We start from the raw sequence: 13830 nt of genomic DNA, 5'->3' as shown, positions 1-13830 counted from the left end.
CAGGAGACCTTTGACATGACGAGCCAGCGCCTGCGTCTCGGCGTCAACATCGACCACGTTGCGACCATCCGAAACGCGCGCGGCGGACGCATGCCCGACCCCGTGCGCGCCGCCCATCTGGCGGAAAAGGCCGGGGCCGACGGCATCACCGCGCATCTGCGCGAGGATCGCCGGCACATTTCCGACGAGGACATCGAACGCCTGTCGCGCGAAATCGCCCTGCCGCTCAACTTCGAGATGGCAGCGACGCAGGAGATGCTGGACATCGCCCTGAAGGCACGCCCGCATGCCGCCTGCATCGTTCCGGAAAAGCGCGAGGAACGCACCACCGAGGGCGGTCTGGACGCGCGCGGCGGTCACAATCACCTCAAGCCCATCGTGCAGCGTCTCGCCGAGAACGGCAGCCGCGTCTCCCTCTTCGTCGAGGCGGACCGGGCACAGCTCGACGCGGCCCTGTCGCTCGGCGCGCCGGTGGTGGAACTGCACGTCGGCCGCTATTGCGACCTCGTCGGCGACGGCGACCGCGCGGGCGCGGCGGCCGAGCTGAAGCGCCTGCGCGAGGCCGCCCGCCACGGCGCCGAGATCGGTCTCGAGGTACATGCCGGCCACGGCATCGCCTTCGACACGGTCGGCGACATCGCCGCGATCCCCGAACTCGTCGAGCTCAACATCGGCCATTTCCTGGTCGGCGAGGCGATCTTCATCGGCCTCGAGGCAGCAATCGCCGAAATGCGCCGGCTGATGGACGCCGCCCGCGCGAAAGCCGCCTGATCATGATCATCGGCATCGGATCCGATCTCATCGACATACGTCGCGTCGAAAAGACGCTGGAGCGGTTCGGCGAGCGGTTCGTGCGGCGGGTCTTCACCGAGCAGGAGCGCGCGCGCTCCGACCGGCGGCGGCTGCGCGCCGCCTCCTATGCCAAGCGGTTCGCGGCCAAGGAGGCCTGCTCCAAGGCGCTTGGCACCGGCATCCGCATGGGCGTCGCCTGGCGCGAGATGGGCGTGGTGAACCTGCCCTCGGGAAAACCCACCATGCAGCTCACCGGCTCCGCCGAGCGCCGGCTGATGAGCCTCGTGCCGGCGGGCTTCTCCCCGCGCATCGACCTGACGATCACCGACGACGACCCGCTCGCACAGGCCTTCGTGGTCATCACGGCCTGGCCGGCCGACTGGCCGGAAGGCCCGTCCCCGGCCCCCGATCCCGGCTCCGCCCTCGAGCCCGCCCACGACCCGCGAGAGCGCGGATGACCTCGGGGCGCGTCCACAAGTCGTTGCGTCCCCTCAAGCGACCCGGTACAAGCCTTGAGAGTGGAACGGCCTCCTCCCCCGTTGCGACGTCCAGGAACGGTTTGCAGTTTCCGCCCGGGATACGACGCCGGCCGGCGGGTGCCGGAGGCCCAGGGCGGTATTCGCACGGCGGGCGGCGCTCGCACGGCGGGCAGAAGAGCCCCACGATGTGGTTAAGGATCGAATGAGCGTGTCTGAAGAGAAGTCGAAAAAGGACGGCGGTCTCGGCGAAACCGTCAAGGTTCTCGTCCAGGCGCTGGCACTCGCCCTCATCGTGCGCACGCTGCTGTTCCAGCCGTTCAACATCCCCTCGGGGTCGATGATGGACACGCTGCTGATCGGCGACTACCTGTTCGTCTCGAAATACAGCTACGGCTATTCGCAGTATTCGTTTCCCTATGGGCTGATCCCCTTCGAGGGGCGCATCTGGGCAGGCGAGCCGGAGCGTGGCGATATCGCCGTGTTCAAGTTGCCGCGCGACAATTCCACCGACTACATCAAACGCGTGGTCGGCCTGCCCGGCGACGAGATCCAGATGATCGACGGCGTGTTGCACATCAACGGCACGGCGGTGGCGCGGGAGCGCATCGACGACTTCATCACCACCGACACCTTCGGCAACGTGCGCCGCGTGCCGCGCTACCGCGAGACGCTGCCCAACGGCGTGAGCTACGAAACGCTCGACCTGACCATGCGCGGAACCTGGGACAACACCCGTGTCTACAAGGTGCCGCCGGGCCATTACTTCATGATGGGCGACAACCGCGACAATTCCACCGACAGCCGCGTGATGAACGCCGTCGGCACGGTGCCGCTGGAAAACTTCGTCGGCCGCGCGGAAATCATCTTCTTCTCGGTCGAGGAGGATGCCTCGGCCTGGATGTTCTGGAAGTGGCCGTGGACCGTGCGCGGCAGCCGCCTGTTCCGGACCCTGTGACGCGGCCCTTTGGCCGCCTCGCCACACCGTTTCAACGAAGCGATCTGCCCATGCCTTCCGGCGCGAAGTCTTCCGGTGCAAAGTCTTCCGGCGCGAGCCGGTCGCCGCATGCCCCCCTCGAACAGCGGCTCGGCCACAGCTTCGCCGACGCCACGCTGCTGACGCGGGCCCTCACCCACGGCAGCGCGACCTCGCGCTCGCACGGCATCGACAGCTACCAGCGGCTCGAGTTTCTCGGCGACCGCGTGCTCGGCCTGTGCGTCGCCACCATGCTGCATCACGCCTTCCCCAAGGCCGACGAGGGCGAACTGGCACGCCGGCTCAACCAGCTCGTCAAGCGCGAGACCTGCGCCGAGGTCGCCCGCGAGCTGGCGCTTGGGCAGGCGATCGTCTTCGGCGAGAGCGAGGCGCAGACCGGCGGGCGGAAGAAGACGGCGATCCTCGCGGATGTCTGCGAGGCGGTGATCGCCGCGATCTATCTGGACGCCGGCCTCGAAGCGGCGCAAGCTTTCGTCAGGCGCCACTGGGAACGGCGCATGACGCAATCGAGCGGCCCCTTGCGCGATCCCAAGACGACGCTCCAGGAGTGGGCGCAGGGACACGGCAAGGCCGCGCCGACCTACACGATGACCGACCGCAGCGGGCCGGACCACGCGCCGCGCTTCACCGTGCGGGTGGACATCGACGACATCGACCCGGCCTTCGGCACGGGCGGCTCCAAGCGCATCGCCGAACAGCGCGCCGCCGAAGCCGCCCTCGTGCGCGAGGGCCTCTGGACAGAGAGCACAGACACGTGAGCGACGACCCCACGCCCGGCCCCGACGCCGGTTCCCCCGACACGCCAACCGGCGACGCGCCGGGGGCCGACGCGTCTTCGGCCCAGGCGACCGCGACCGACGCCGCGACCCGCGCCGGCTTCGTGGCGCTGATCGGCGCGCCGAACGCGGGCAAGTCGACGCTGCTCAACGCGCTTGTCGGCATCAAGGTCTCCATCGTCACCCACAAGGTGCAGACGACGCGCGCGCTGGTGCGCGGCATCGCCATGCACGGACCGTCGCAGATCGTCTTCGTCGACACGCCGGGCATCTTCCGTCCCAAGCGGCGGCTGGAGCGCGCCATGGTGGACACCGCCTGGGGCGGTGCGCGCGAAGCGGACATCGTGGTGTTGCTGATCGATTCCAAGAAGGGCATCGACGATCAGGTCGAGAGCATTCTGGAGCGCCTCGCCGAGGTGAAGCTGCCCAAGATCCTGGTGCTCAACAAGATCGACATCACCAAGCGGGAAAAGCTTCTGGCGCTCGCCCAGGCGGCCAACGACAAGGTCGCCTTCGACGAGACCTTCATGGTTTCCGCCCAGACCGGCGACGGGCTCGACCGGCTGATGGACCATCTGGGCCGTCAAGTGCCGGAAGGGCCCTGGCTCTATCCGGAGGATCAGGCCTCGGACCTGCCCATGCGCATGCTCGCGGCCGAGATCACGCGCGAGAAGATGTTCCTGCGGCTGCACCAGGAACTGCCCTATATGTCGACGGTGGAAACCGAGAGCTGGCAGGAGCGCAAGGACGGCTCGGTGCGCATCGAGCAGACGATCTACGTCGAGCGCGACAGCCAGAAGAAGATCGTGCTCGGCAAGGCCGGACAGACGATCAAGGCGATCTCGCAGGCCGCGCGCAAGGAGATCGCCGAGGCGCTGGACCAGCCGGTGCATCTGTTTCTCTTCGTGAAGGTGCGCGAGAACTGGTCCGACGATCCCGAGCGCTACCGCGAGATGGGACTGGAGTTCCCGCGCTAGAGCAATTTCAGCAAAAGTTGGAGACTTTTGCGCTCGCGAAATTGCGTAAAAACAAAGACATGGAGCATGTCGCGTGAGTCAGCGTTCACGAGAAATGCTCTAGCGAAACCGCGCGCGAGGCGCCACCGCCATGGAATGGAGCGACGAGGGCATCATTCTCGCCACGCGGCGCCACGGGGAATCGAGCCTGATCCTCGAGGTGATGACGCGGGCGCGCGGGCGCCATCTCGGTCTCGTGCGCGGCGGCCGCAGCCGCCGCCAACAGGCCACGCTGCAGCCGGGCAACACGGTGAGTCTCGTCTGGCGCGCGCGGCTCGATCATCACCTCGGCACCTTCACGGCGGAAGCCGTGACCCTTCGCGCCGCCGATCTGATGCGCGCCGCGAGCGGCGTTTACGGCCTGCAGGCGGTGGCCGCCCTTCTCCATCTGTTGCCCGAGCGCGATCCCCATCCCCAGCTCCACGCGGGGCTGGAGACGATCCTCGCCCATCTGCACGCCCCCGATGTCGCCGGCCCGCTGATGGTGCATTTCGAGTTGCAGGTGCTGGCCGATCTCGGCTTCGGCCTCGATCTGTCCGAATGCGCGGCGACCGGCACGACCGACGATCTCGTCTATGTCTCGCCGAAGTCGGGACGCGCCGTGAGCCGTTCCGCCGGCCTGCCCTATCACGACCGGATGCTGCCGCTGCCCGCCTTCCTCAACGAGGCAAGCCGGGCGTCGGGCCGGTCAAGCGCCGGCGACGTCGATCCGGCGACGCTGGCCGACGCCTTCCGCCTGACCGGCTTCTTTCTCAACCGCCACGTCTACGAGCCGCGCGGGCTCGCGCCCTCGCCGGCCCGCGACGGCTTCATCGAGGCGGTGCGCCGCGCGCTGACAACCCCGACCGAGCCGCCCGACTGAATTGCCCGACTGACCCGCCCGCCCGAACCGCCCGGGAAAACCGCGAGACCGCGCGGATCCGTTGCGTGATTCGGCGATTGGCTGTAGCCAAGTCTCATGGGAAACGACCTGATTCCGCCCGACGGCGTGGAGCCGATCAATCTGCGCGAGGCGCTCGAGGAGCGCTATCTCTCCTACGCGCTGTCGACCATCATGCACCGGGCGCTGCCGGACGTGCGCGACGGGCTGAAGCCCGTCCATCGCCGCCTGCTCTACGCCATGCGGCTCCTGAAGCTCGACCCCAACGCCGGCTTCAAGAAATGCGCCCGCGTCGTCGGCGACGTGATGGGTAAATACCACCCGCATGGCGACCAGGCGATCTATGACGCGCTGGTGCGCCTCGCGCAGGATTTCGCCGTCCGCTATCCCATGGTCGACGGCCAGGGCAACTTCGGCAATATCGACGGCGACAGCGCGGCGGCCATGCGCTACACGGAGGCCCGCCTCACCGACATCGCCGTGCGCACCCTCGACGGGCTCGACGAGGATGCCGTCGACTTCCGCGAGACCTACGACGGGCTCGACAGGGAACCGGTGGTCCTGCCCGGCGGGTTCCCGAACCTGCTGGCCAATGGCGCGGCCGGCATCGCGGTCGGCATGGCGACCTCGATCCCGCCGCACAACATCGGCGAGTTGTGCGCCGCCGCGCAGCACCTCATCAAGACGCCGGAGGCGACCACCGCCGATCTGCTGACGCACATCCAGGGCCCGGACTTTCCCACCGGCGGCGTTCTGGTGAAGAACGACGCGGCCTTTCTGGAAGCCTATGAAACGGGGCGCGGCGGGTTTCGCGTGCGCGCCCGCTGGGAGAGGGAGGAACTGGCGCGCGGCACCTGGCAGGTCGTCGTCACCGAGATCCCCTATCAGGTGCAGAAGTCGCGGCTGATCGAGAAGATCGCGGAGCTGCTGCAGGCGCGCAAGCTACCGCTGCTTGACGACATCCGCGACGAGTCGGCCGAGGACGTGCGCGTCGTTCTGGTGCCCCGGTCGAAGAACGTCGACCCGGATCTCCTGATGGAATCGCTGTTCAAGCTCACCGATCTGGAGAGCCGGTTCTCGCTCAACATGAACGTCCTGTCGCACGGCAAGGTGCCGATGGTGATGGGGCTGAAGCAGGTCCTGCGCGAGTGGCTCGACCACCGCAAGGATGTGCTGGTGCGCCGCTCGCAGCACCGGCTGGCGCAAATCGAGCACCGGCTGGAGGTGCTCGGCGGCTATCTGATCGCCTATCTGAACCTCGACGAGGTGATCCGCATCATCCGCGAGGAGGACGACGCCAAGGCCTCGCTGATCGCGGCCTTCGAGCTTTCCGACGTGCAGGCCGAAGCGATCCTCAACATGCGCCTGCGCGCCCTGCGCAAGCTTGAGGAACTGGAGATCCGCAAGGAGCACGACAAGCTCACCAAGGAGCGCGAGGACATCCTCACGCTGCTCGGCTCCGAGACGCGCCAGTGGACCCGGATCGGCAAGCAGATCGGCGAACTCGCCAAGGTCTACGGCCCCGAAACGCCGCTCGGCAAGCGCCGCACCGGCTTCGGCGACGCGGTCGATCTCGATGTCAGCGACATCCATCAGGCGATGATCGAAAAGGAGCCGATCACCGTCATCGTGTCCGAAAAGGGCTGGGTGCGCGCGCTGAAAGGCCACCAGAGCGACCTCGCCTCGCTGTCCTTCAAGCAGGGCGACAAGCTCAAGCTCTCGCTCTTCGCCGAGACCACCGACAAGCTGCTGGTCTACACCACCGGCGGCAAGTTCTTCACCCTGCAGGCGGATCGCCTGCCCGGCGGACGCGGCCACGGCGAGCCGTTCCGCCTGATGGTGGATATCGACGAGGGCCACGACGTGGTCGACGTCTTCGTCGCCAAGGGAGAGCGCAAGCTGCTGCTGGTCTCGACCGAGGCGCGCGGCTTCGTCGTCAAGGAAGAGGACGTGATCGCCAACACCCGCAAGGGCAAGCAGGTGCTCAATGTCTCCACCCCCGCCGAGGCGAAGCTCTGCGTACCGGTCGCGGGCGATCACGTCGCCATCATCGGCGAAAACCGCAAGCTGCTGGTCTTCCCCGTCGCTCAGATCCCGGAAATGGCGCGCGGGCGCGGTGTGCGGCTTCAGCGCTACCGCGACGGCGGCGTGTCCGACGCGACCACCTTCGACGGTGCTCAGGGGCTCACCTGGGTGGACAGTTCGGGCCGCAGCTTCACCCGCTCGCTGGAGGAGCTGACCGACTGGCGCGGCGACCGCGCCCAGGCCGGACGCCTGCCGCCAAGCGGCTTCCCGCGCTCCAACAAGTTCGGGCGCCGGCCCGGCTGATCGCCTCCCCACCCTCCGCAGCTTCTTTCGCAAAAGGGGTTCCCATGATCGCGCCGTTTCACTTCGCCACCACGCCGCGCATCGTCTTCGCCCCCGGGGCCGCGTCCGAGATCGCGGCGCATGTCGGATCGCTGGGCGCGCGCATTCTCGTCGTCACCGACGCCGGGCTGGTGGCCGCCGGGCTGCTCGACGGTCCGCGTCAGGCCCTCACGGCCGCGGGCGTGGAGGTCGCGCTCTTCACCGATGTGGTCGCCGATCCGCCGCGCGCGGTGGTGATGGCGGCGGCAGACGCCGCGCGCGCCCATCGCGCGACCGGGGTGCTCGGCTTCGGCGGCGGCTCGTCGCTCGATGTCGCCAAGCTCGCAGCACTGCTTTCGGGCAGCGACGAGGATCTCGATGCGGCCTGGGGCATCGGCAACGCGCAAGGGCCGCGCCTGCCGCTGGCGCTCGTGCCCACCACCGCCGGCACGGGCTCGGAGGTCACGCCGATTTCCATCGTGACGGTGGAGGACGACGAGAAACGCGGCGTCGTCTCGCCGGTGCTGCTGCCCGATCTGGCGCTGCTCGACCCGGATCTCACCCTCGGGCTGCCGGCCCCGGTGACGGCGGCGACCGGGGTCGACGCCATGGTCCACGCCATCGAGGCCTATGCCTCGAAATCGGCGAACAACAATCCGGTCTCGAAAGCCCTCGCCTGCGAGGCGCTGCGGCTGCTCGGCGCCAACATCGAGGCGGCGGTCGCCGATGGGGCGAACCGCGATGCACGCGCCGCCATGCTGCTCGGCTCGCTGCTCGCCGGTCAGGCCTTCGCCAACTCCCCCGTCGCCGCCGTGCATGCTCTGGCCTATCCGATCGGCGGGCGGTTTCATGTGCCGCACGGGCTCTCCAACGCGCTGGTGCTGCCGCATGTGCTGCGCTTCAACGCGCCGCAGGCGGCCGATCTCTATGCCGAGATCGCCCCGCTCGTCTTTCCCGATCTCACCCGCTTCGAAAGCACGCAGGACCGCGCCGCGCGCTTCGCGGAAGAGATCGCCGCCCTCAATGCGCGGCTCGGACTGCCCCAAGGCCTGCGCGCCGTCGGCATCGGCGAGGCGGACCTGCCGGGCCTTGCCCGCGACGCGATGAAGCAGACCCGGCTTCTCGTGAACAATCCGCGCGAGGTGGGCGAGGCCGACGCGCTCGCCATCTACCGTGCCGCCTTCTGACCCATCCCCGTTCCACCCGGTCCATCCCCATGAGCACCCGCCCCCTTCCGCTGTCCCGCGATCTCTTTCCGGTCGTGCGGGCGATCCCCACACGCTGGATGGACGTCGACGTCTACGGCCACGTCAACAACGTGGAGTATCTGAGCTACTTCGACACGGCCGTGAACGGGTGGCTGATGGAACAGGGCGTGCTCGACCCGCGCCGCTCGGAAACGGTGTTTCTGGTGGTCGAGACGCAATGCGCCTATTTCTCGGAAATCGTCTTTCCCGACACCGTGCATGCGGGGGTGCGGGCGGTCCGTCTCGGCGGGTCGTCGGTGACCTACGAGATCGCGCTGTTTCGCGGCGACGCGACGAGCGCGAGCGCGCAGGGACGCTTCGTCCACGTGCAGGTCGATGCCGCCACGCGCAAGCCCACCCCCATCGAGGGCGCGCGGCGGACGCTGCTGGAGAGCATTCTCTTAAAGTCTTGAATCACTTTCCGCGTCAGACTCTTGGAAGAACTTCTTAACCTGGGGCACGAACCGATTGCAGGGGCTGTTCACAATTCATGAACAGCCGATCCACAGCCTGCGCACAGCCTATCCTGCGGTTTTCAACAGGCGGGCCTTCTCGCGATTCCAGTCGCGCTTCTTCTCGGTCTCGCGCTTGTCATGCAGCTTCTTGCCGCGCGCCAGCGCCACTTCCAGTTTCGCCCGGCCCTTCTCGTTGAAATAGAGTTTGAGCGGCACGATGGTCTTGCCCTCCTTCTGCACGGAGGCCGCGAGACGGGCGATCTCGCGCTTGTGCAGGAGGAGTTTGCGCCGCCGGCGCGGCTCATGATTGAAGCGGTTGGCCTGCAGGTATTCCGGGATATAGGAGTTGATCAGCCACAGTTCGCCGCCTTCGTGGCTGGCGTAGGATTCGGCGATGTTCGACTTGCCCAGCCGAAGCGCCTTCACCTCCGTGCCGGTGAGCGCGATGCCGGCCTCGAAGGTGTCCTCGATCTCGTAATTGAACCGCGCCTTGCGGTTTTCGGCGACGACCTTGCGGCCGCCGTCATTCGACTTTGTCTTGGCCATGGTCGTGTCTTCACCGCGACGCGCCCGCGCACATGCGGGTGCCTCGTCGGTACCTCGTTCAGTTGAGCAGGCCGGCGTGCGTCATCGCATCGCGGATCGCGACCTGCGTCGTCTCGCTCACGGGCACGAGCGGCAGGCGCAGCTCATTGTCGATCTTGCCGAGCAGCGACAGGGCATATTTCACGCCGGTCGGGTTGGGCTCGATGAAGAGCGCGTCGTGCAGCGGCGCGAGGCGGTCCTGGATCTGCAGGGCGGTGACGAAATCGCCGGCGAGCATCGCCTCCTGGAACTGCGCGCAAAGGCGCGGGGCGACATTCGCCGTCACCGAGATGCACCCCGTGCCGCCATGGGCGTTGAAGCCGAGCGCGGTGATGTCCTCGCCCGAGAGCTGGATGAACTCCGGCCCGCAGGCCTCGCGCTGACGGCTGGCGCGCGCCATGTTGGCGGTCGCGTCCTTCACGCCCTTGATGTTCTTGCAGGTCGCGAACAGCTCGGCCATCGTCTCCGGCGTCATGTCGATCACGGAGCGGCCGGGGATGTTGTAGATGATGATCGGGATCCCGACCTTCTCGTCGATGGCGCGGAAATGCGCCTTCAAGCCGGCCTGGTTGGGCTTGTTGTAATAGGGCGTGACGATCAGCAGCGCGTCGGCGCCCGCGCCTTCGGCGTGGGTCGCGAAGTCGATCGCCTCGTCGGTGTTGTTCGAGCCGGCCCCCGCGATCACCGGCACACGGCCGGCGGCCGCCGTCACGCAGAGTTCCACCACGCGCTTGTGCTCATCGTGGCTCAGAGTCGGGCTTTCGCCGGTGGTGCCGACCGGGACGAGCCCGTGGCTGCCTTCCGCGATCTGCCATTCCACGAAGTCGAGGAACGCTTTCTCATCGACCGCTCCGTCGCGAAACGGCGTGACGAGCGCGGGGATGGATCCCTTGATCATGGCGGTCCTCATGGAAACTTGCACTTCTGGCGTGGATGGTTGCGCATGGATGAATGACGGGCGCGGCGATCCGCTCCCGCACCGGGTGGCGCACCATAGTCGCCGCCCGCGCGCGACGCAACACGCACGCGCGCGCCGTCCCGCCGCAGGCATCAACCAATCGGCGAGGCCGCGCGACAATCGCGCCCCTTCCCCCTTCAAACCGGGTCGAGCCGGGCCTATCATGACAAAAACAATGGAGGGAACGTCCGCACCATGGCCAACCTGGACTTGTGCGCGCCGGCGGCCGACCCCGGTCCCCGGCACCTGACATGGCAGGCGGCGGACGGGCTGATCCTGTCGGCCACCGCCTGGGAACCGCTCGATCCGGCGCCGGACGCGCAGCCGGTGCTGTGCCTGCCCGGCCTGTCGCGCAACGCCCGCGATTTCGCGGCCCTTGCCGGAACGCTGCGCGATCACGGCCACCTTGTCGTGTGCATGGACTATCGCGGGCGCGGCCGCTCGCAGCGCGATCCCGACTGGCGCAACTACTCCATCGAGCGCGAGGCGGACGATATCGACCGGGGCCTCGCCGCGCTCGGGCTCGGGCGGGTGGTGATCGTCGGCACCTCGCGCGGCGGACTGCATGCCATGCTGCTCGCCTGGCGGCATCCGCACTCCGTGGCCGGCCTGGTGCTCAACGACATCGGCCCCTCCATCGAACGCGACGGCCTGCGGCGCCTGTGCAAGACCATCGGGCGCGACATGGAGGCGGCCGACTGGCAGACGGCCGCCGACAAGCTGCGCAGCACGCTCGATCATCAGTATCCGGGCATGTCGGCGGAGGGCTGGCTGCGTCTGGCCCGCCAGCTCTATGTCGACACCGCCCCCGGCCCGGGGGTGCGCCTCGACTACGACGAGACGCTGTGTCATGCGCTCGCGGATTTCAATCCGGACGCGGAGGTGCCGGACTTCTGGCCGGTGTTCGACGCGGTGACGCAGGTGCCCATGCTGCTGCTGCGCGGCGCGCATTCCGACATCCTGAGCGCGGAGACCATGACGGAGATGCAAAGGCGCCACCCGGGCGCGCAAGCGCTCACCGTGCCGGACGAGGGCCACGCCCCGCTCCTTTGGGATCCGCTCACGCAACGCACCATCGCGGAATTCGCAAGACGCTGCACATAGGGCTGTCGGCGCGGGGGGCTGTCGGCGCGGGGGCTGTCGGCGCGGGCAATGGCCGGCGGCGGCGTCAGCGCAGATGCACCCGGACGCGCGCCGCGCGGCCGTCCGCGTCGATCACCGTGATGACGGAGGTGCCCGGACCGTCCGGCTCGAGCGCGAGGCTGCGCGCGAAGGGGCCCGTCTCCACCGGTTTGCCGTTGGCAAGCCACACATAAGGCCCGCGCCCGCGCCGCGCCTTCACCATCAGCGACTGCCCCGCGCCCGCCCGCGACAGACCGAGATCGATCACCGCGCCATCGGGTGGATAGAAGATCTCCGGCCCCGTCCGCTCTTCCCCGCCGACCTGACGCTGACGCGTGCGCGCATGGCGCAGGGGCTCCGGCACCCGGTCGCGGCCCGCGTCCGGCACGCCCGGCGGCGGTGCGGGCAGCCGCACCCGCTCCGGGGACACCCGCTGAAACGCCTCGAAGAGGATCGGCGCGGCGGAGAGATACCCGGTCAGCCCGCTCACCGGCGAGCCGTCGGCCCGCCCGGCCCACACGCCGACCACATGCCGCCCGTCGTAGCCGACGGCCCAGGCGTCGCGATAGCCGTAGGAGGTGCCGGTCTTGTAGGCGATGCCGTCGCCGCGCGCGGTCGCCGGCGGCGGCACCTCGGAGAGGATGTCGCCGATCCGCCAGGCCGCCGCCGCCGACAGGACGGGGCCAGACGCCCTCGCCGCGCCGCCGCCTGCCGACGGTGCCGCCATCTCCATGCGCAGCGCGACCGGATCGCCGCCGCGCGCCAGGCCCGCGTAGAGCGTCACCAGATCCTCCAGCGTCAGACCGAAGCCGCCGAGCGCCAGCGCCAGTCCGGGCCGCGCGCCCTCCGGCAGACGCGGTTCTATCCCGGCGCGCGTCAGCCGCGCCAAAAGCCGCGACACGCCGACCGCGTCGAGCAGCGCGACGGCCGGGACGTTGAGCGAGGCTTCCAGCGCCTCGCGCACCCGCACCGTGCCCTGAAACGCCAGATCGAAATTGGTGGGCGAATAGCCGGCGAGCGTCGTCGGCGTGTCGTCGATCAGACTGTCGGGATGGGCCACCCCCTCCTCGAAGGCGAGCCCGTAGATCAGCGGCTTGAGCGTCGAGCCGGGCGAACGCACCGCGCGGGTCATGTCGACATGGCCGCGCCGTTCGGTCTCGAGCAGGCCCGGCGAGCCGACCCGCGCCAGGATCTCGCCGGTGGCGTGATCCGCGACCATCACCGCCACCGAAACATGCCGGCCGAGCCGCCGGGCGTGATCGGCGACCAGACGCTCCAGCCGCGCCTGCAGCCCGGCGTCGAGCGTGAGCCGCACTTCCGTACGCGCGTCGAGCCCAAGTGCCGCGCGGGTCGCATGCGGCGCGAGACGGGGCACGGCGCGGCGACTGTCCGGCACGGGCGTGCGCCGCGCCGCCGCCACCGCATCGGCGGAGAGCACGCCGCGCGCAAGCATGGTGTCCAGCACCCGGTCGCGGGCCCGGCGCGCGGCGTCCGGATCCCGGTCCGGGCGGCGCGCCTCGGGGGATTGGGGAAGCGCGACCAGAAGAGCCGCCTCCGCCGGGGTCAGCCGGGTCGGCTCCTTGCCGAACCAGGCAAGGGTCGCGGCCCGCACGCCCTCCACGTTGCCGCCGAAGGGCGCGCGCAGCAGATAGAGCGCGAGGATCTCGTCCTTCGTGAACTCCCGTTCGAGCGCCAGCGCCAGCGCCATCTGCCGCCCTTTCAGCGCGAGGCTGCGGGTGGGCTCCTCCATCAGCAGCCGGGCCACCTGCATGGTCAGCGTCGAGGCGCCCGACACCACACGGCCCTGCGTCACACCCTGAACGAGCGCCCGCGCGATGGCGCGCGGATCGACGCCGCCGTGCTCGCGAAAGCGGCGGTCCTCATAGGCGATCAGCATGTCGAGATAGAGCGGATCGACCGCCTCCGGCGCGAGCGGAAGCCGCCAACGGTCGTCCGGCGCCTGAAAGGCGCGCAGCAGTACGCCCTCACGGTCGAGCACGGCGCGCGAGACCTCGATCCCGCGCGTGAGTTCCGCCACCGGCGCCCGCCGCACCTCCAGCGTCAGCCAGAGACCGCCGGCGAGCGCGGCAACACATGCCACCGCCGCGCCGCACCCGGCCAGCAGCGCGGCGGCCCGCAGCATGCGCCGGCGCGCAGGTTGCGGGCTCATCGCCGCCGCC

Annotated in this window: 13 protein-coding genes; 10 read left to right on the top strand and 3 right to left on the bottom strand. The window is 69.1% G+C overall.

Annotated features, from left to right (window positions below; all coding sequences use genetic code 11):
- Positions 1–15 precede the first annotated feature (15 nt).
- The 9 genes from ABL312_RS05905 (at position 16) to ABL312_RS05865 (ending at position 8943) form a co-directional block, all read left to right on the top strand.
- The gene (locus ABL312_RS05905) at positions 16–771 is read left to right on the top strand and encodes a pyridoxine 5'-phosphate synthase (RefSeq protein WP_349360448.1); all 756 of its coding nucleotides are present in this window, start codon (positions 16–18) and stop codon (positions 769–771) included.
- A 2-nt stretch (positions 772–773) separates the two neighbouring features.
- Positions 774–1250 (top strand): holo-ACP synthase, encoded by a 477-nt coding sequence (gene acpS / locus ABL312_RS05900; RefSeq protein WP_349360447.1) that lies wholly within the window; start codon positions 774–776, stop codon positions 1248–1250.
- A gap of 223 nt (positions 1251–1473) precedes the next feature.
- Positions 1474–2226 (top strand): signal peptidase I, encoded by a 753-nt coding sequence (lepB, locus tag ABL312_RS05895; protein ID WP_349360446.1) that lies wholly within the window; start codon positions 1474–1476, stop codon positions 2224–2226.
- Between the two features lie 50 nt (positions 2227–2276).
- Positions 2277–3023 (top strand): ribonuclease III, encoded by a 747-nt coding sequence (gene rnc, locus ABL312_RS05890; RefSeq protein ID WP_349360445.1) that lies wholly within the window; start codon positions 2277–2279, stop codon positions 3021–3023.
- Between the two features lie 122 nt (positions 3024–3145).
- Positions 3146–4018 carry a GTPase Era gene (gene era, locus ABL312_RS05885; RefSeq protein ID WP_349361351.1) on the top strand — a complete coding sequence of 291 codons (873 nt, stop codon included), beginning with the start codon at positions 3146–3148 and terminating at the stop codon, positions 4016–4018.
- Positions 4019–4148: 130 nt separating this feature from the next.
- Positions 4149–4919 (top strand): DNA repair protein RecO, encoded by a 771-nt coding sequence (recO, locus tag ABL312_RS05880; RefSeq protein WP_349360444.1) that lies wholly within the window; start codon positions 4149–4151, stop codon positions 4917–4919.
- Between the two features lie 96 nt (positions 4920–5015).
- Positions 5016–7265, top strand: coding sequence for a DNA topoisomerase IV subunit A (gene parC / locus ABL312_RS05875; protein ID WP_349360443.1), 2250 nt, complete (start codon positions 5016–5018; stop codon positions 7263–7265).
- A gap of 44 nt (positions 7266–7309) precedes the next feature.
- Positions 7310–8470: an iron-containing alcohol dehydrogenase gene (locus ABL312_RS05870; RefSeq protein ID WP_349360442.1), complete on the top strand. Its 1161-nt coding sequence runs from the start codon at positions 7310–7312 to the stop codon at positions 8468–8470.
- A gap of 29 nt (positions 8471–8499) precedes the next feature.
- Positions 8500–8943 (top strand): thioesterase family protein, encoded by a 444-nt coding sequence (locus ABL312_RS05865; protein WP_349360441.1) that lies wholly within the window; start codon positions 8500–8502, stop codon positions 8941–8943.
- Between the two features lie 108 nt (positions 8944–9051).
- On the opposite strand, the gene smpB is transcribed toward ABL312_RS05865, so the two are convergent.
- Positions 9052–9531 (bottom strand): SsrA-binding protein SmpB, encoded by a 480-nt coding sequence (smpB, locus tag ABL312_RS05860; protein WP_349360440.1) that lies wholly within the window; start codon positions 9529–9531, stop codon positions 9052–9054.
- A gap of 58 nt (positions 9532–9589) precedes the next feature.
- Positions 9590–10468 (bottom strand): 4-hydroxy-tetrahydrodipicolinate synthase, encoded by an 879-nt coding sequence (gene dapA, locus ABL312_RS05855; RefSeq protein WP_349360439.1) that lies wholly within the window; start codon positions 10466–10468, stop codon positions 9590–9592.
- A gap of 255 nt (positions 10469–10723) precedes the next feature.
- Here dapA and ABL312_RS05850 point away from each other — a divergent pair, with 255 nt between their 5' ends.
- Positions 10724–11632, top strand: a complete 909-nt coding sequence (locus tag ABL312_RS05850) for an alpha/beta hydrolase (RefSeq protein ID WP_349360438.1) — start codon at positions 10724–10726, stop codon at positions 11630–11632.
- Positions 11633–11696: 64 nt separating this feature from the next.
- Here the strand turns inward: ABL312_RS05850 and pbpC are convergent, their stop codons facing one another.
- A complete protein-coding gene (gene pbpC / locus ABL312_RS05845; RefSeq protein WP_349360437.1) occupies positions 11697–13820 on the bottom strand; it encodes a penicillin-binding protein 1C in 2124 nt (707 codons plus the stop codon).
- Positions 13821–13830 lie beyond the last annotated feature (10 nt).

The sequence above is a fragment of the Stappia sp. genome (assembly GCF_040110915.1).
Lineage (GTDB): Bacteria > Pseudomonadota > Alphaproteobacteria > Rhizobiales > Stappiaceae > Stappia.
Note: the sequence above shows the minus strand (reverse complement) of the source record. Positions and strands in the feature narration are given on the sequence as shown.